22 protein-coding genes are annotated in these 17,547 nt (G+C 39.2%); 5 read left to right on the forward strand and 17 right to left on the reverse strand.

The window, feature by feature from the left end; all coding sequences use genetic code 11:
• Nucleotides 1–130 precede the first annotated feature (130 nt).
• From KYJ26_RS22485 to KYJ26_RS22505, 5 genes are all read right to left on the reverse strand, one after another.
• The gene (locus tag KYJ26_RS22485; protein WP_219170188.1) at nucleotides 131–1,204 is read right to left on the reverse strand and encodes an NAD(P)H-dependent flavin oxidoreductase; all 1,074 of its coding nucleotides are present in this window, start codon (nucleotides 1,202–1,204) and stop codon (nucleotides 131–133) included.
• Nucleotides 1,205–1,338: 134 nt separating this feature from the next.
• Nucleotides 1,339–2,013, reverse strand: a complete 675-nt coding sequence (locus KYJ26_RS22490; RefSeq protein ID WP_219170190.1) for a serine/threonine protein kinase — start codon at nucleotides 2,011–2,013, stop codon at nucleotides 1,339–1,341.
• A 197-nt stretch (nucleotides 2,014–2,210) separates the two neighbouring features.
• Nucleotides 2,211–2,486, reverse strand: a complete 276-nt coding sequence (locus KYJ26_RS22495) for a helix-turn-helix transcriptional regulator (RefSeq protein ID WP_219170192.1) — start codon at nucleotides 2,484–2,486, stop codon at nucleotides 2,211–2,213.
• A 772-nt stretch (nucleotides 2,487–3,258) separates the two neighbouring features.
• Nucleotides 3,259–3,933 (reverse strand): HAD family hydrolase, encoded by a 675-nt coding sequence (locus KYJ26_RS22500; RefSeq protein WP_219170194.1) that lies wholly within the window; start codon nucleotides 3,931–3,933, stop codon nucleotides 3,259–3,261.
• Nucleotides 3,933–4,679 carry a class I SAM-dependent methyltransferase gene (locus KYJ26_RS22505; RefSeq protein WP_219170196.1) on the reverse strand — a complete coding sequence of 249 codons (747 nt, stop codon included), beginning with the start codon at nucleotides 4,677–4,679 and terminating at the stop codon, nucleotides 3,933–3,935. The genes KYJ26_RS22500 and KYJ26_RS22505 overlap by 1 nt, the downstream gene beginning before the upstream one ends.
• Before the next feature lie 244 nt (nucleotides 4,680–4,923).
• Between KYJ26_RS22505 and KYJ26_RS22510 the strand changes: the two genes are divergently transcribed.
• On the forward strand, nucleotides 4,924–5,106 hold the full coding sequence (locus tag KYJ26_RS22510; protein WP_219170198.1) for a DUF1272 domain-containing protein: 183 nt from the start codon (nucleotides 4,924–4,926) through the stop codon (nucleotides 5,104–5,106).
• Between the two features lie 131 nt (nucleotides 5,107–5,237).
• On the opposite strand, the gene KYJ26_RS22515 is transcribed toward KYJ26_RS22510, so the two are convergent.
• The gene (locus tag KYJ26_RS22515; protein ID WP_219170200.1) at nucleotides 5,238–5,423 is read right to left on the reverse strand and encodes a hypothetical protein; all 186 of its coding nucleotides are present in this window, start codon (nucleotides 5,421–5,423) and stop codon (nucleotides 5,238–5,240) included.
• A 20-nt stretch (nucleotides 5,424–5,443) separates the two neighbouring features.
• Entirely contained in the window at nucleotides 5,444–5,896 is a 453-nt protein-coding gene (locus KYJ26_RS22520; protein ID WP_219170202.1) for an NUDIX domain-containing protein, read from the reverse strand.
• 233 nt (nucleotides 5,897–6,129) lie between these two features.
• Between KYJ26_RS22520 and KYJ26_RS22525 the strand changes: the two genes are divergently transcribed.
• Nucleotides 6,130–7,173: a serine hydrolase domain-containing protein gene (locus KYJ26_RS22525; RefSeq protein ID WP_219170204.1), complete on the forward strand. Its 1,044-nt coding sequence runs from the start codon at nucleotides 6,130–6,132 to the stop codon at nucleotides 7,171–7,173.
• A 203-nt stretch (nucleotides 7,174–7,376) separates the two neighbouring features.
• Here KYJ26_RS22525 and KYJ26_RS22530 read toward each other — a convergent pair whose 3' ends face one another.
• A complete protein-coding gene (locus tag KYJ26_RS22530; protein ID WP_219170206.1) occupies nucleotides 7,377–7,670 on the reverse strand; it encodes a hypothetical protein in 294 nt (97 codons plus the stop codon).
• A gap of 268 nt (nucleotides 7,671–7,938) precedes the next feature.
• On the opposite strand from KYJ26_RS22530, the gene KYJ26_RS22535 reads away from it, so the two are divergent.
• Entirely contained in the window at nucleotides 7,939–8,424 is a 486-nt protein-coding gene (locus tag KYJ26_RS22535) for a sigma-70 family RNA polymerase sigma factor (protein WP_219170208.1), read from the forward strand.
• A gap of 92 nt (nucleotides 8,425–8,516) precedes the next feature.
• Here the strand turns inward: KYJ26_RS22535 and KYJ26_RS22540 are convergent, their stop codons facing one another.
• The 5 genes from KYJ26_RS22540 to KYJ26_RS22560 form a co-directional block, all read right to left on the reverse strand.
• Nucleotides 8,517–8,966: a GNAT family N-acetyltransferase gene (locus KYJ26_RS22540; RefSeq protein ID WP_219170210.1), complete on the reverse strand. Its 450-nt coding sequence runs from the start codon at nucleotides 8,964–8,966 to the stop codon at nucleotides 8,517–8,519.
• Nucleotides 8,967–9,089: 123 nt separating this feature from the next.
• Nucleotides 9,090–9,833 (reverse strand): ABC transporter permease, encoded by a 744-nt coding sequence (locus KYJ26_RS22545; protein WP_219170212.1) that lies wholly within the window; start codon nucleotides 9,831–9,833, stop codon nucleotides 9,090–9,092.
• Nucleotides 9,834–9,850: 17 nt separating this feature from the next.
• The gene (locus KYJ26_RS22550; protein WP_219170214.1) at nucleotides 9,851–10,762 is read right to left on the reverse strand and encodes an ABC transporter ATP-binding protein; all 912 of its coding nucleotides are present in this window, start codon (nucleotides 10,760–10,762) and stop codon (nucleotides 9,851–9,853) included.
• A 151-nt stretch (nucleotides 10,763–10,913) separates the two neighbouring features.
• A complete protein-coding gene (locus KYJ26_RS22555) occupies nucleotides 10,914–11,258 on the reverse strand; it encodes a DoxX family protein (protein WP_219170216.1) in 345 nt (114 codons plus the stop codon).
• A gap of 160 nt (nucleotides 11,259–11,418) precedes the next feature.
• Nucleotides 11,419–12,066 (reverse strand): pentapeptide repeat-containing protein, encoded by a 648-nt coding sequence (locus KYJ26_RS22560; protein ID WP_219170218.1) that lies wholly within the window; start codon nucleotides 12,064–12,066, stop codon nucleotides 11,419–11,421.
• Nucleotides 12,067–12,272: 206 nt separating this feature from the next.
• Here KYJ26_RS22560 and KYJ26_RS22565 point away from each other — a divergent pair, with 206 nt between their 5' ends.
• Complete coding sequence (locus tag KYJ26_RS22565) at nucleotides 12,273–12,779, forward strand: GNAT family N-acetyltransferase (RefSeq protein ID WP_219170220.1); 507 nt, start codon at nucleotides 12,273–12,275, stop codon at nucleotides 12,777–12,779.
• Between the two features lie 171 nt (nucleotides 12,780–12,950).
• Here the strand turns inward: KYJ26_RS22565 and KYJ26_RS22570 are convergent, their stop codons facing one another.
• From KYJ26_RS22570 to KYJ26_RS22580, 3 genes are all read right to left on the reverse strand, one after another.
• Nucleotides 12,951–13,460 (reverse strand): NUDIX hydrolase, encoded by a 510-nt coding sequence (locus tag KYJ26_RS22570; RefSeq protein WP_307514221.1) that lies wholly within the window; start codon nucleotides 13,458–13,460, stop codon nucleotides 12,951–12,953.
• Nucleotides 13,461–13,482: 22 nt separating this feature from the next.
• Nucleotides 13,483–14,046, reverse strand: a complete 564-nt coding sequence (locus KYJ26_RS22575) for a hypothetical protein (protein WP_307514222.1) — start codon at nucleotides 14,044–14,046, stop codon at nucleotides 13,483–13,485.
• Between the two features lie 305 nt (nucleotides 14,047–14,351).
• On the reverse strand, nucleotides 14,352–15,437 hold the full coding sequence (locus KYJ26_RS22580) for a citrate synthase/methylcitrate synthase (protein ID WP_219170224.1): 1,086 nt from the start codon (nucleotides 15,435–15,437) through the stop codon (nucleotides 14,352–14,354).
• A 117-nt stretch (nucleotides 15,438–15,554) separates the two neighbouring features.
• Between KYJ26_RS22580 and KYJ26_RS22585 the strand changes: the two genes are divergently transcribed.
• Nucleotides 15,555–16,433 (forward strand): LysR family transcriptional regulator, encoded by an 879-nt coding sequence (locus tag KYJ26_RS22585; RefSeq protein WP_219170226.1) that lies wholly within the window; start codon nucleotides 15,555–15,557, stop codon nucleotides 16,431–16,433.
• A 65-nt stretch (nucleotides 16,434–16,498) separates the two neighbouring features.
• Here the strand turns inward: KYJ26_RS22585 and KYJ26_RS22590 are convergent, their stop codons facing one another.
• Nucleotides 16,499–17,209, reverse strand: coding sequence for a class I SAM-dependent methyltransferase (locus KYJ26_RS22590; protein WP_219170228.1), 711 nt, complete (start codon nucleotides 17,207–17,209; stop codon nucleotides 16,499–16,501).
• Nucleotides 17,210–17,547: the final 338 nt, after the last annotated feature.

Below are 17,547 nucleotides of genomic sequence, written 5' to 3' on the forward strand. Positions count from 1 at the left end.
AAAGCGCTTACCTTATATCAAAATTATACCTTTGCTAGAAAGTATTACAAGGTTAAATATTTGGAAAAGAAGATTTGTGAAAATGGGACTAATGATGAGATTAGAGTGGTGAAATCATCAAAATAACAGTTTATCTGTGCAACTTATGTAGTCCTTCTTCCACTTCTTTTACCATAGAATCAATCAGCTCATGTACATAAACATCTTTACTGAGTCGTGGGCTTTGACCTGACCATAAAGACATTAATTCTTTGTTATGCAGATTGCCGGCTTCCTTTCTAATTTCTTTAGTCAATTCGTTTTGAATAGGGTACGGAAGGAATTGACTCTCATACTCCTTCATCGTTCTTGTAAATGTGTTTGAAAGGCCCCTGGCCGGTTTACCGCTAAATGCAGATGTGACCGTTGTGCTTGTCTCTTCAGCTTCTAAAATGGCTCTTTTGTGGATAGCATTTGCTCCACTTTCTTTCATGGTTAGAAAGGCGGTTCCCATTTGAACTCCTTTTGCACCCAAAGCGAGAGCGGCTATCATACCTCTTCCATCCATAACTCCGCCTGCTGCAATAACCGGTAGTTTCACAGCATCCACTACCTGTGGAATCAGGGAGAATGTCCCAATCATTGATTCTTCGTAAGCACCAAGAAATGTACCTCTATGCCCACCTGCTTCACTCCCTTGTGCCACGATCACATCCACTCCACACTCTTGATTGATTAACGCTTCCTTTACTGATGTAGCAGTTCCGATGACTTTGATTCCTTCTTTCTTCAACTCTTTTACAATTTCCTTTGAAGGAATTCCAAAGGTAAAGCTGCAGACTGGCACTCTTTCATTAATGATGGATTCAATTTGTTTTTCAAAATCTGCTTGATTTATAGTGAATTGGCCATCAATCAATAAATTCATTTCTTTTTTGAAGGGGTCCAGTAATTTTTGCATGCTGTTCACTTGTTCTTCTCGGCATTCCGGTTTCTCGGGTATGAAAAGGTTTACACCAAAAGGTAAGTCTGTTTGTTTTTTTACTTGTTTTAGCGCCTCTTTAAGGTCGGCGACAGGCATATACCCTGCTCCAAGCGTCCCAAGCCCGCCCGAATTCGAGACAGAGGAAACCAGGCGCGTGGTGGTGACCCCTCCAGCCATTCCAGCTTGGATGATGGGGTATTTTGTCCCCAGACTCTTACTTACATCGTTTTGATACCACATATTCTCCCCTCCAGTGATCTAATCTTAGATAAATTATGTCAAACGGAAGCTGTTTGTACAACTGATTCAAATGTAACTCTTCTCTTCTCCAAAAAAAACGTCCAAAGCAATGAAGGCTTTGAACACTTTCCATCCTATTTAAATGAAGTAAATTTAGATACTTTTTTCATAAATTCCTCATACGATCCAAAGTGCTTATTCCAGGAGTTGTACCATTTCCGTATCGTTTCCAATAACCAAAATGGTAAGGCTCTTCCCTCAATAAGGTCATAATGGTCTTCATAAGCTTTTTTCAAGTGCTCCCATCTGAAATCATTTCCAGGATGTACATACTCTGATACATCAATGATCTTCGCTCTCCCATTTTGCAATAAAATGTTTTTTAAATGGATATCACGGGGATTTAGTCCTCGCTCACGAACATAATGTCTCGCCGCTTCGACATCCTGAACCACTTGAAATGGAATCGGGATACCCTGCAACAGACAGTCAAAGAGTGTTGGTCCTTCTTCATAACTTAATACTAGTAATGTATCATAAGCTGCATAGCAGGTAGAGAAAAAAGGAGAATCCCCGATGGTTTGATAGACGTTTTCTTCTATTTTTATTTTGGATCTCTTATCTTCAGCATACAATTTGAACGCGAAGTTAGGTACATTAATAGATTGAAAGACCGCCGCATCTGTCCCGACTCCCACGCATCGTAATGTTTCATTACCACCATGGATTGTGACAGGTTCATTATTTGCATTAGAAGACACGGTCAATTGAGTTAAAGATGATAGAGCGACTTCCCAATTATTATCCATAGGCTCTCCCTTCGTCCAATTGAACTCTTTTAAAGGTATGATTGGAGATCGTACCTTATTCAGGATAATATAGCATCTGCCCGTTCCACATTTCAACTCAAAGCCGTCGACATATTATATTCATTTTTAAACCTCTAGTAGAATATCCCAGTGTTAAATATTTGAGGCTATGGCTTATACTGCTTTGACTAGTCTTATCATTCGTCCAAAAGATTCGTCAGTCGAGTGATATGAACTCCCAACGCTTCGAATATTCCCCTGCAAGTGACATCACTAACCCTTTCCCTGCACCCTTCAAGTCTTTTGATGGTCTGCGTGCATACATTTGCTTTCGATGCTAACTCTTCTTGAGTCAGTTGAGATTTCACTCGAAACAAATAAACAATCTCACCCATTTGAAGTTCGTTAATAGTTGAATCCTTCTTTGTTAAACAAGCATTAATGGAGTTGCATAATTTCTTCATGTCATTCATAGATAGACCCCTCCAACATTTGGCAAAATGGTATTTACTAAATATAAAGAAATTTCTTCATATTAGCAAGGGGAAGATATCAACAGTTTCTATTTGCACTATATGGTCCTAATCATAATATGTAATGGTAAGTTTAAAGAACGGAATATGAGGCTTTTGAATGAAGTTAAGAGACTCAAGGGGAAAGCTTCTCTCGTTAGTGAAGCATAGCGTATTTGTTATAAAATTCATTAGTCATAAAAACAAAAAAAAGCATCTGATTAGATGCTTTTTCTTTCAATCTATGCTCGATCATAATGCAAGGAACAAATCCCATCTCAGGGAATAATACACAGTGCCTATTCCAACAAACACTACGATCAGGCCGATAATGTTCTCTATGAACTTTTCAGGTAACTTAATAAATTTAAGTACCGTATATATTAGTGTAGTCAACGATATGGTAACTAGTGAAACAATCGCTATATTAATAGCGACGGTTTTTACTGGTTCTGTAAATAAATCACTGAATTCAAACAAAGTGGACCCTCCTGATTTTATTCAATTACCTAGGCTGAATATGTAGTATCAAGAAGACTATTATACTAGAAATTCCGTAGAATGAATAGTAGCATATCGTTCTAAATCAGTCTTTCATAATAATCAAAAAATACGAAAGGTTTTTTTATCCCCGTTTTCAATTCACTTGATCAGCTGACAGAGTAAAATTTATTGACTGTCTCTCCTAACCATTTAAAGGAAACATGTTTATAAATTATTCTACCAGAAATAGTCACCGTGATGACTGAAGCGCCTTAATAAAGGATGGTAAGTCAGCTAAATCATCAATCACACCATCTGCATGTTTTGCATCTATCCAATGGGCATCCTTCTTCCAAACACCTTTCATCCCTGCCTTCTGGGCACCATACACATCATACTCGGGATGGTCTCCGATAAAGATGCATTCTTGAGGTTCTACTTGTAATCTTTCTACTGCCCGTTTGAAAATTTCAGTATCGGGCTTTTTTATACCTTCCCACTCGGAGACAAGTATTTCTTGAAAGTAAGGTTCTATTTTGAGGGCAAGGATATTGTCCATCTGAAATCGTCCATACCCATTCGTGATCATCCCCAATCGGATTCCTTCCGCTTTTAATTCATCCAACATGGTAAGTATATGAGGAAAAGGGATACAGCTGTATTTAAATCGTTCTATGTAATCGTCGAGAAATGCTTCAAATGTTAACTCAGGAATCGAAAACTCCTCAATGAGCTGTTTATATACTTTGTCTTTCCATACGTATCCCCTTTGATCTAGTTCGATGAATCTGGATATATATACATTTTTCGGAATATGATGAAGGCAATGGTAAAGGCGTTCATACTGATCCGTGATGAATGCCTTTACAGACGCATCCCTATTTAACAGCGTTCCATCCAGGTCGAATATGGCAGCTTTTATCATCAGATCCGCATTCCCTTCCTGGCTTTCACAATTATAGTAGTTGGTAAATAGCTTGCTTTATCAAAGCTATACCATCTATTGGAATGCCTCTCAACATCCACTTGGGATAAACGCACCTCTTCAATCACGTTTTCGATCAAGAAGCCTTTCTTGATGAGCGTGTTCAGATAGGTACTGACTTTGAACTGCTGCATGATGGCAGGATGCGTCCACGCCTCATGGTCATAGGGTCCTTCACTATGATAGGGTTGGCTGAAGATGAGGTTTCTTCCTGTTTGTTGAATACGATTATATAAAGGGTGCTCCCAGCTGAATACGAAGATGCCGCCATCCTTTAGGTATGAATATACATTGGATAGGGTTTGATCCAGCTCTGTCGTCCAACCCAAGGCGTAAATGGAATAGACAATGTCAAAATGATTCTCGGGTATTCCTGGATTCTCTTCCATTGGTGCTTCAAACAAGGTCACATCATCATCTGACAATAATTCTTCAGCTGCCTTGATTTGGCTGTGAGATAAATCCAATCCCCACATCTCCGAGGCGTGATTGTCCCTCATATATTTTAGTGAATGCCCACTACCACAGCCGATATCCAATACCCTTTTTCCTTTTATATCCCCAAGCAGCTGTAGCTCATCTTCAGTTGGTGCAAGTGGACCGTATTCCGGCAGGGGATTTCTACCGTAGAAACGTGGCGCGACTTCATCCCAGCTTTTTTTATTAACCGATAGTGATTGGTTCAAATTTCCTTCCCCTTTCTGATCATTAGCAGTTTTTCATTATTAAAGCAGAAACCATGTACACTTGTAACACGTGAGATTTCGGGAATGAATGATTCCTGTTTCCATGTTATTTTCACTCTCGATTTCCCCCATATGATATATATTCCGCCATTTTTCCCTCAAAGGAGTGACTTTACCATATATCCACTATATTAACGCATTTTAGAATATAATGGAAAGAGATTGATAGAAAGGAAGGTTAGCTATGGGATTAGAAATGAAGACCAATTGTGAGACGTGTGGGAGGAGCTTGAATGACCATGCGTACATTTGTGTCCATGAGTGTACTTATTGTGAAGGCTGCACTGCTAAATATGATTCTATCTGTCCGAATTGCAATGGGGAATTGGCCAGAAGACCCAAATCGCCTGCCGGTATGGAACACTGAGGAAGGTAGCATCCGGGGTTGAGGGGCTTTGATACAAAACACTTGGAAACGCAGGTTTTGAAGGCTGTATGAGTTCGAATGTTATAAGGATCTTATGGCTCTGAGATAGTTCTCAGAGCCATAAGATCTATTCAGGCTTTACTATTCTTTTCTTTATTCAAAAATCTGTGTAGCAAAAGCCCGGTCACTATTGTTGAAACAGTTAAAGTACACGCACTCAAGACAGTATTGAAACTGTAGTCTTGTTCAATGCCATCTAAAATACTAGAGTAAATGCCTGCCATTATTCCTGTTAAGATAAGCGTATGAATACGCAACGATTATCCCCCTCTTTATCCTAGTTGATATCTCCGAGATAAACCTTCGACCTTCTTCCGACTATATATGAAGCTATTTCTTTAGGATATAATCTATAATTCTTCAGTGCATCCAAATCAATCCACTCCACCCCTACTTGGTGACTATCTGGATTCGATGGAGCATGATGATCGCTCCATTCATGGAGAAATGTACATTTAAAATAGAATTCTACTTGATGTAAGTTGAAGTCGAAAGCCGCATGCTCATGGTTTTTACCGATATACTCCCTTATATGTACCAGCTCCCCTACTGCCACGACTTCCCCTGTCTCCTCTATGCATTCTCTAATTAATGCTTCATGAAGTGTTTCACCTTTTTCCTGTCCCCCACCGGGAAAGAGATAGAAAATACCATCATCATCTTTATTTTTAGTCAGAAGTATTTTGTTATTTTGGATAATGATGGCTTTTGCTGAATTGCGGATTGACATTGATTATTTTCCCTTCTATTTCGCATATTTGTTCATATGTATAGAACATGCTATTCTGAGATTCTTTGAAAGGCATGCGTGTGACTGGACGAACTTATGCCACTGTATGGTTTCACCGCTCACCAGAACGCACTTAATAACTTTCTATACTAATCTTGAAAAATCCTGCTTAAGCTGGAAGCTCATCTTCTTAAAGGCAGGTAGGATATCTATAGCTCGAAAGGATGATTTCTTTGATTGATCTCACTATAATTGAAAAAACAGTCGAAAATCTGCGTAAAGCATACCAGCTGCCTGGTATTTCAGTCTGCTTGACTAATTCTTCTGGAGAAGACTATATTATGGCAGCAGGCGTTAAAGGATATGTCCAAAATACATTGTTAAATCCTTTCGATCATCAACGTATTGGTACTTTAACAAAAATGTTTACTAGTACATTGATCTTGAAATTACAAGAAGAAGGCCTTCTTTCACTTGAACAATCCGTCGAATCCATCCTTCCCGGTATCCTGAAAGAAGGCAGAAGGATATCCGTTCGTCAATTGCTTCAGCATAGATCGGGCTTAAAGGATTATCTAAGGATGGATGTCGCAGGTACGAAATGCATTGAACATGAGGTCTCAAGTCTGAATGACTTCTTCCCCCCTCAAAGTCTTATAAGACTGATCGCCCATCATACTCTGGAATTTGATCCCGGTACTAAATATAAGGACTCCCAAACAGATTATATCCTTCTTGGAATGGTCATAGAGAAATGTACAGGCATGAAGATTGAAGAAGCAGTCAGCCAATGGATTATTCAACCGCTTCAACTGAATAGGACATACTTCCCGATAAAGAATGATCTAAAGTTCCCCTTTGCAACAGGGCACTCGAATGCCACCCCGGACTTGTCTGACATATCTGATGATTTGAAAGACATTACAGATCTCAATGTTTCCATCATGTGGACTGCCGGTGCTCTTATTTCAAACCCTGCAGAAATTCAAACATTCATGAAGGCCCTGTTCACTGGCACCCTCTTATCACAAGAATCACTTGAACAAATGCTGGCTGTTCATCAGACGGATGTTCCCGGTCAATATTACGGTTTGGGAATTGCCAAGTACACGTTTGATAAAGGAATATCTGCTTACGGTCATCATGGATTGATTCATGGGTATGAATCTGTGACACTTTATTTTCCTGAACATGAAATATTCACGACGGTTATTGTGAATCAAATGCCGGTGGGAGTTGTAACACTTGCACACCAGTTATTTCAGGAGGTTCTTTAAAAAGAAGTTCGTGCAGGAGTGAAAACGTTCAATGATGGGCGTTTTCTTCTCCTTATTTTGCCTGAGACATTGATTGAAAGAGTCTACCCTCCCGCTATGCCTAAAGAATGGTTATAGCCCTATCAATTCCTATTTGTTTAAAGTTTACATAATAATATTATGGTTATTCATCTTGTCAATGAACTCAGAACTTATTAGAGGAATTATTTATGTTTTTTAATTTGTTCATGGATTTTTTCTAATTCCTCAAGTGATAATGTGCCTAAAGAAGCTTTAATCTCATTTTCGAGCTTTTTTTTGTTTCTTTTGCGGTAACCCTCCCACCATTCCCGCAGGTCTTCAGTATTCGTAAGGAGGTAGTCAATATCGATTTCTTCAATTTCATCATCGGAAAGATAGTGAAGGACCGCTGCTAACATTTGTTCCAGCTTTTCGATAGTTTCATTCTGCTGTACTTGTTCATTTTCGGATTTAATAGAAGTAGAACTCTTTGTCATTTTTCACCCTCCTTGGAGTATGTCTTTCATTATAGTATTGCCTAATTCCCAACCATTTTTACTAATTAAGGAAAATAGCTAATATGTTTCCTCATTATAGGTCTATTTTGTTATTTCCCCTTCAGAAACAGCTGAAATGCCATAAAGTTTTAATGATGTAGTGGCTCTAAAACTAAAATTAACCTCGTTTGTTCACCACCCTTTTTCTTTGTATGGTTAACCTACCTAGGAATACAAAGAACGGCGCGCCGGTCAGAAGGAAAGTATATTGGAGAAATTTGAGGAGCTACATTTGCAATATGACCGGATGATTCATAAAATTATTCATTCATTGCACATCTATAAAAATAAATCGGAGTACTATCAAACCGGCCTCATCGCCCTATGGGAGGCTTATCAGAATTTTGATCCCGAGAAAGGAGCTTTTCCTGCGTACGCATACTCATTTGTACGTGGCAGAATTCTGTCGCAGTTAACAAGTGATAATCTAAATGAAGAAAAGAACATTTTCAAAGAAACGGAATTCTTTAACATGATAGAAGATGATCATATAAATGGAGGATTAGCAGAAGAATTGTTGTTCAGCTATTGTGAAGGTCTGACGGTGAATCAGAGAAAATGGGTAAGATATACGTGTATGCATATGCTTACAATCAGTGAAATTGCAGAGGTGGAGAATGTATCCCTATCTGCTGTGAAAAAGTGGCGGAAAGGAGCGAAAGATAAGCTTAAAGGAATGTTAGAGGTGAAATAAACATTTATATGTTTGATGAACTTATAGGAATGTAAATCTTTGAAGGACCAAATGAAGAACTTGGCCCATTCCATTTCTATCATTTTGTTAAACTACATTTCTTTAATTACGGCCATTTCCCTGCCAAATCGGTCACCGTGATCGACAAATCCAAGACTTCTATATAAGTGATGTGCACCCAGATTATCAGGGTGATATCCTACAACGATTCTATTCACGTCGAGTGACTCTTTCATTTCTATTAACATTAAATCTGTTGCCGCTTTTCCGATTCCTCTACCCTGATGGCTTTCATCAACCATTATTCGGTATACCCAATGACCGTCCAGTTCTTCTGGTACAGTATTGAACATAAGGAAGCCAACAACCATACTATCAAAATAGATGGCAAAAGGTTTTAATGTGGTCTCGAATTTAGATTGGGCAATGGATATGGAATTAGGTTCAATGAATGGCAGCTGCTCTGTTGACAACTTGAGCTGACAGCATTCATACCAATTTTCTTTATTTAGTTCTTGAATTCTTACTCTATTCTCTTTCAATCGGTTTCCCCTTTCAAACAGTGCAAATTCGGATGGAATGTTCAGATAATTGAATTATACCATAAATTTCAAAAAGGAATGCGTTTTCACTAGTTTTAGAGAAGGTATTCGCTTTTCCCGATATTAGCTTTTTGATGAACGAAGAAACCGTGGATATCGAGCGATGGCAATCATTCCACCTACTGCTCCGGAGAATATCAGGATAGAAATATTGAAAAAAACGTCAGCCACAGATCCACCCTCGAGAATGATTTCCTTATATCCTTCAATTGCCCAGTACTGAGGCAAAACCTTACTGATCGATTGCATAAATTCAGGCATCAGCTCCACTGGCAGCCATAACCCTCCAAGCATTGCACCTCCGAGTGCGACGATCTGTGTCATGGCAATGCCCATGTTCTCCGTTTTCACCAACACTGAGAGGGCCATGCCCCACCCCGTTACAATGAAAGCCAAAGATAAGGAAATGGAAATCAGTGCAAGGGGATCCCCTAGTGGGAGATCATAAACGACGACGCCAAAACAGAATAATACTGCTATCTGTATCAAGACGATCATCATAAAGGGAATCCACTTTCCTATAAAATAGTCCTTGATAGGCAGTGGTGTACTGGCGATCCTTGCGACCATTCCTTTATCCCGATCCTTTACGAATCCGATGACCATGGAAATCATAATATAAAATGCGAACATGATCGTATATCCTGGGATGATCTGGGTCACAACTTCTTTATAACTTGTATTCTCATCTCCCGAAAAGATGGAAACAAAGGCGATAATGAAGACGATCGGCAAAATAAATGTCCAAAACCACAAGCCTTTATCCTGTACATTCTTCTTTAATTCCATTTTTGCAATTGCCCACATGTGCATTCCTCCCTGTATTACGAATCACGAAGCTGTGTTCCTGTTAGATCAAAAAAGATATCCTCCAGTTTTGGCTGATATAATTCCAGCCTTCTTGGAAGGATGTTTTGGCTCCGGAAATCCACAATCAGGTTTTCCAGTGCAACAAGTGGATCAACACTATGTAGCAGAAATCCATTTCCTTTAGATTCGAGCTCACCGTGGACAGATAGACTTGATTCATTTAATCCTTCCCCCGAAATAAACAAGGATGGTCGATTGTATTTCTGCAACAGTTCATCCATTGAGCCGCTTTCAACCAGCGTTCCCTTATCAATCAGAGCAATGCTGTCACAAAGGTGCTCTACTTCCTCCATGTAGTGACTGGAGTAGATAATGGTGCTACCCTTTTCTTTTAACTCATGAATGATTGAAAATATTGAATTTCTTGATTGTGGATCAATTCCAACAGTCGGCTCATCCATTATGATAATAGAAGGATTATGGAGTAATGCGCATCCAATATTCAACCGGCGCTTCATCCCACCTGAGAAGGTACTGACCTTATCTTTCTTGCGTTCATATAATCCGATCTGTTTCAACACATTCTCACAACGGTCCTGTAATTCTTTTCCTTTAAGTCCATAAAGGCTCCCGAAATACCTTAAGTTATCTTTGGCAGTCAGTGTTTCCTCCAGACAAATATCCTGAGGTATGTACCCAATAAGTTTTTTCACTTTTATTCTATCTTTCATAACAGAGTGTCCTTTGACGATGATATCCCCTTCAAAATTTTGTAATACTCCGGATAAAATTTTCATTAAGGTGGATTTCCCTGCTCCGTTGGGACCTACAAGTCCAAAACATGTGCCTTCCGGGATTGTTAGACCGATATTTTGCAGCGCTTGGATAGCTTCATACTGCTTACTTACATTTACAATCTCAATCATGAATAAACCTCCTCCATCACATTGGCGCTAATATATCGTACGAATTTGAATTGGAAATATTTTCACTTAATGTAAAGAAATTAAAGAAAAAGGAGTGGCAGCCGGGCATCCACTCCTTTTGCCATATATAATTTACTCCTATCTGGTGAATTTACTTAACTAAATACAATAATATAAAGGCAAGGATCCCCAGAAGGACAATCATAGATGTATCTTTGAATCCATCTTTTACACGAATATGGGCCAGCATTCCACCGATTGCTGTTACACCGAGAATGAGAGAACCAGTGACGATGTACGTTTCATTCCAGTAACCAAGGACCAATAATGCAGCACCCGATAATTCCACTAAACCAGTGACGATCCGAAACCATTGAGGTAATCGTAAATGCTCAAATACTCCTCGTTGCACGCTTGACCCGGTTAGTTTTCCTACTGCAGCCATCAAAAACATGGCGGCCAAAAATCCTTGTAAAACCCAGATGAAGATGGTCATGGTGTTTCCCCCTTCGAATTGAAAGCAGTGGGCCCTGATACATAAGTATGTTTGATTGGATCATTTTATACATATGAACAATGGATTCATTTGCCCTCCTTGAAATATTCTTGCCATCTTAAAAGCGTGCAGAGCTTATCAGCTCTGCACGCTTTACAACCTACTCTTTAACTTTCAATCCTAATAAGCCTGCAAACCCAATCGCCTGCTCAGGGGAAATTTCACATCCGGAAAGCCTATCAAGGGCAACATTTATCCGGGTAAACCTGCAGGTGCTAATATCAATTCCTTTAAGGTCAGTCTGGGTAAAATCAATTTCATTCAGATCACATCGATCAAAGCTCACTTTCAGGAGCTCACAGTCAGAGTAGTTTGCATTTTGCAAGGAGGTTTGGTTAAATTTCACCTTTTTCATTCGAGCGTCAACAAAGTCACTCATATTAGCCAAACATTCATCAAAATGTACATTTCCTAAATTCGCACCGGAAAAATCAATCCCCATTAATTTGCATTCACTGAAGCGGACCCGATGGATGATTCCCTCACATAAGTTTGCATTCGACAGGTCGCAATTTTCAAAGACGACATCTGTCATATCAATTCGAGGAAATGATGCACCTGCGAAAGAAACATTTTTAAACGTCACTTTAGATAGTACAAGTTGGTCGATATGTTCCTGATCCAACCTCGCATTTTCTACCGTACAATTCGATAGAAAGGGATCTTCATCATAATAGATATCATGGAAATTTGCTGTATCTTGGCGCGCTGGAATTTTTGGATCCTCTATTTTAAATGTATATCCCATTTTTACACCTCTATCCTGATCATTTAGTATAAAGAAACTATAGCATGAAGAAAAAAGAAAACTAGTCTTGGATTTTTTTCAGGGGTGTGTCTCGCGCTGAAATCACTTAACAAGCAGAATTGGTCGTGGCTTTCCAAAGTATGATTTCCCATGCGCAATGTTTCGAGTTAAAATAAGAAAGGAGAATATAAAGTGAGGTGTTCCACATGAAGGTAATAGAAACATCGCGACTAGTCTTGAGATGGGTAGAGCCTACTGATGCCGCATTTATCATGAGATTATTAAATGAACCTGGATGGCTTAAATTCATTGGGGACAAAGGTATTCGCACAATGGATGATGCGTTGAATTATATCGAGAATGGTCCACGGGCCATGTATGAACGGGAAGGATTTGGTTTGTTCCTGGTGGAGCGCAAGGATGATCACATCCCTATCGGTTTATGTGGGTTGATTAAACGTGATGGCCTTGAAGATGTTGATATCGGCTTTGCATTTCTAATGGAGTATCAATCTCAAGGATATGCATTTGAAGCAGCCAGCGCTACAATGGATCTTGCAAAAGAAAGAGGAATGGAACGGATCGTAGCGATTACCACCAAAGATAATCATTCTTCTTCTAAACTTCTTGAAAAGTTGGATATGAAACTAGAGGGGTATGTGATACTTCCGAATGATACAGAAGAGCTCAAAAAGTACATATTGGACTTTTAAATAAACCGGAACCATCACCCTAAGAACCACCAAAGAATTTGATGGTTAGTGCTGTATTAACAAACTCTATGAGTGAAGAAATAATACCCCAGCTGCAACTCCAGGTTGCAGTTCTTTCTACTATATTAAAAAAACACCTATCCAGATTCAGATAAGCGTTTCTTCCCGGAATCATTTATATAATTTCTTCAATTCTTCCAAAACAAAGTTCTCCCTTACAATCCATCGATTGTTCTCAAACCGGTCCATCAACCTCTCATTGCTATCAATGGCTTCTTTCAGGGTGACCCATTTGGGAATCATCTGAAGTTCTTTCTCGTATCCTTCTAACTGTTGAGGGATTCTATCATCATCTGATAGTTCACAATGAAAATAGTGTGACGTCATTTCAAATACCGTATCCTCTTCAAATAGGTCCATATGTCTTTGTGTTACGACTCCAACAGGCTCTTTCACTATACAGTGTATGAATCCGGTTTCTTCAGCCACCTCCCTCCTAAGGGCAGCTGATAAAGTTTCACCAACTTCAACACCGCCTCCCGGAAATTTATAATCACCGCGATTCGAATGCATTAGAAGAATGTTATGATCTTGAAAGATGACTGCTTTAACGGCAGTCCTGTACTTCATTTTATATGGGGATGTCTCGCTTTTCGGTTTTCCTAATTCGGTTACAAACAATAGTACCTCTCCTTTACATGTATTAAATGATGGTTAATCCAACAACCTGGTCGGAAAAGACAATCATTTCATGCATCTCCATAATAGATTCGGGGGCAGCAAGAGATCGAAATCGAACATTTTTAATATGAATAGGAGCCGTAACATTAGCAGCCCTCATCTCAGGTGGAAGTTCAAGGAGTTCTTCCCCGAATCGATCGAGCCCATATTCAAGAAATGTCTGCTTCTCTTCGTCCCCGTCAAATAGATTGACTTCACCCTCAATCAAGGCAGTTTGAGTTAAGACTTGAAGACTGCACTGTGTGAGTACAATCGACTTTTCAGGAATCAATCCTTCGTCTAATTGTTGCTTTTGATCAACCAGGTGAGTAATCAACGCTTTCTTGTAATCCATTGATTTATGAATATGTTGAAGTTTTAACAAGGCTATTCTCCTTTTTCTATATTTCTTTTTATAATAACTCCCTATACATTTATTTCGACAGAATATCCCATTATCCTCCATATATATGAACGTTCCTTCATAAACAGGGGGTTCCTTCGAACACAAACCCGAAGCCATGACACTGAAAAAATTCCAATTCATTCAATTGTTGAGATCGATCTGATATTTTCTTGAATGTGCTTTATTTGCATCATCCCTACCATAGTCGAATAAGATTCTCAATAACATCACCGGGTAAAATAATTTGGTATAATGAAAATATAGACAGCCCCAAATCAAATGACGTCTGGGGCTGTCTATATTTTTTATGCTATTTTATTTATCTTTAAAACGACAAGCATCTTCCCCGAAGTCGAATACTCTTGCAGAAGGAATTTTACTCTTGTCCCACCGTAGCACTCTTATCTGATAGGCGTTTACCTGTCAGTTTCTTTACTAGCGTTTTTTCAACCTAGTCGTCTACCTATATACTCTGATTGCGGTCGGTAGATTGAATTGTTTTCTGCCTGCTCCATTACATGAGCTGTCCATCCGACGATGCGACTGGCGGTAAATGTCGGTGTGAAGAGATCCGAAGGGAGATGGATCGACTTCATGATGGCGGCTGCGTAAAACTCAACATTTGTATATAGAGATCTACCCGGCTTGAGTTCAGCTAAAAGTTCGACTGCCTTTTTCTCCACATGGAGTGCCAGATCCAGTGACTGATCATCCCCAGAATTTTCTACAAGTCGCTTTTTTAGGGCAATGGCTCTTGGATCATGTGTTTTATATACACGGTGACCAAATCCCATCAGTTTTTCTCCTTTCAGTAATTTTCTTCTAATAATATTTTCTGCCTTCTCCACCGTGCCAATTTCGGTTAGTAAGTCAATGACCCCGGATGGTGCTCCCCCGTGTAGTGGCCCTTTCATCGTTCCGATGGCAGATGTGATGGCTGAAACTAGATCAGATTCCGTTGAAGCTGTTACCCTCGCCGAGAAGGCAGAGGCATTCATTCCATGCTCCAGAGTCAACACCATGTATGCTTCCAATGCCTCTGTAACTGCTTTGGGCGGATTGTTCCCTGTCAGCATATATAGATAGTTCTCTACATGGTTTAGCTGTGGATCGGGATCGATTAGCGGTCTATCCATTATCATATTAAATCGGTAGGCAATAATGGCTGGAATGACTGCCGTCAATCTCATCGCCTGCTCAATCGTGGGCTTCCATTTGTATTCTGCTGACCCCTCGGAAGAAACGACAGTTCTTAACACACTCATTATATCCATATCTTCTGGCAAAGCATGAAGTATGGATTTCATCTCAGGTGTCAAATATCTGTATGTGCTCAGTTCCTTTTGGATCTCCATTGCATCCTCCTCATTCGGAAGATGGCTGTGCCATAATAAGAAGGCTGCTTCTTCAAATGACAAGTGACTGACTTCTCCTATATCATATCCCCTATATAGGAGGACACCTTCCTGGCCATTGATATGACTGATCGATGTTTGTGCTGCGATAATACCTTTTAATCCTTTGCTATACATCCATTTCATCCCCTTTTTCCTTTGTTACATTTATTGTATAATGGATATATAATTATGAAAATTAAATATATTTAAATTATTTGATTACGGTTATTAATGAATCAAGGGGGTGTAAACATGGACTTAAATGTAGTGAAAACGTTTATTTCCGCTGCTGAATTCAGTCATTTCAGAAAAGCGGCTGAGCGATTATACATCTCTCAGCCGACGGTTACCGTTCATATAAAACAACTTGAGAAGAAACTTGGGGTCAAGCTGTTTGAAAGAGAAGGAAAGAAGATTAAGTTGACGGAAGCAGGGAGGAGCTATCTTAAACATGCCAAAAGATTGATTGAAATCTATGAAGAAGGAATTACTGCTCTGCAATCTATAAGTCAGGGATATACTAAAACGCTTAAAATGGCTATATCCCCCCTGATTGCTGATAATGTTTTACCTTTTGTCTTAAAACAGTTTTTAGAAAATCATCCCCAGGTAGAAATATCGGTTGAAATCATTGAGTCGGATGAAATAGAGAAGGCTGTTTTGGAAGAAAGGGTCGATATCGGTCTTTCCTGTCTTCCCTGCTTTAGTCCTGAGCTTGAACAAACTCTGTTGTTTACTGATAAAGTCATTATGGTGGCTCCCCATGATGGAAGGGATTTTGAATCAGCACCTCCGTTGGAAGAAGAGGAGTTATTGGCATCGAATTACCTGTTGACCCATAATCATCCTGCTTATTGGGATGATCTTTGTTATACGATCAAACAATTTTATCCAAAAACCAGGATGATGAAGGTGTCGCAAACACATATCACAAAACGATTTATAACAGAAGGACTGGGTATTTCCTATCTTCCTGCATCTACAGTAAGGAGAGAGCTGCTGGAAGGAAGACTCTTGGAAGTTGAAACAAAGTCTTTTCCCATGCCGGTGGCTAAAACTTACGCCATCTTAAAATATCAACATGGAGTGCAAAAGGAATTATTACGTTTTCTGTCTCGTTTCAGGTTATAAAAGAAAGAGAAGATATGATCAGAACGGGCTGAGCATATCTTCTCTTTAAATGTATACTTTACACTTTATTTAATTCCTTTTTGAAAAAGTCCAGTCAGTAAGTCCGATGCACCGAAAAGGTTTTCTGACTCGTTTTGATCGATCATTTTTCTAATTTCTATGGGTTTCAACGAATGAAAGACATCTGTCAGCCTGCCCTCTGTATATCCCAGTCCACCCATAAGAGAACCTTTTCGATATACTTCCCAATCTGATATAGCAGAACCTCCTAAACTCCCACCCTGATGAAAACACGTGATACCAAAGTATCCTTCTGGCCTTAATGCTCTTTCTATAAGGTTTATGTAACTTATCCTTCTATGAGGAGCAATATGATGAAAACAACCTGAATCGTAAATAAAATCGTACTTTCCATTCTCAATTTCAAAATCAAAAATATTTCGGTGAAAAAAGTTTATGGAAAGATTTCTTTCATCCGCTCGTTCCTTAGCCCAATCAAGAGATGTCTTTGACACGTCAACTGCATCTACTTCAAAGCCGTTTTCTGCCAGATAAATGGCATTCCTTCCTGGTCCACAACCGAGTTCAAGTACCCTGCCACAGGTGATGATTCCGCTCTTTAAATAAGAGGCCAGGTTTTCGTCTGGTGCGTTAACAAATATAGGGACGGATTTCTCACGATCAGAAAAAAACTCATCCCAAAATGGAGCCGGCTCCCGTAAAAATGAATCCAGCATTCTCAATAAATCATCATAATGGTGAATGGTTTCTTGCATGTATTTCCCTCCTTTTCAATCTAATTCCATTGTACTTTATGACAAGAATAGGAAGGTTACGACGTTTTTACAATAAAGTTATATTTGGCAGAATCCCAAGATTAAAGATGAGGTATGTCTATGCTTTAAAACAGCCAGAAGACCCAATATGGAGTAAGGAGATACTGCTGAAGGGAATATATTCAAATTTCCTTTAATTCGTTGAGAGTCAATCTGGACATTCTGAATGAGACAGATAAAATCTATCGGACTCTTACTTTGTCATATTTGTTACACAAACGTAACATTATATAAGATAAAAGAATGACGCTTGTTCCCTGGTCTGTTTATACATGATT

This window comes from Rossellomorea orangium, assembly GCF_019334305.1.
Classification (GTDB): Bacteria; Bacillota; Bacilli; order Bacillales; family Bacillaceae_B; genus Rossellomorea.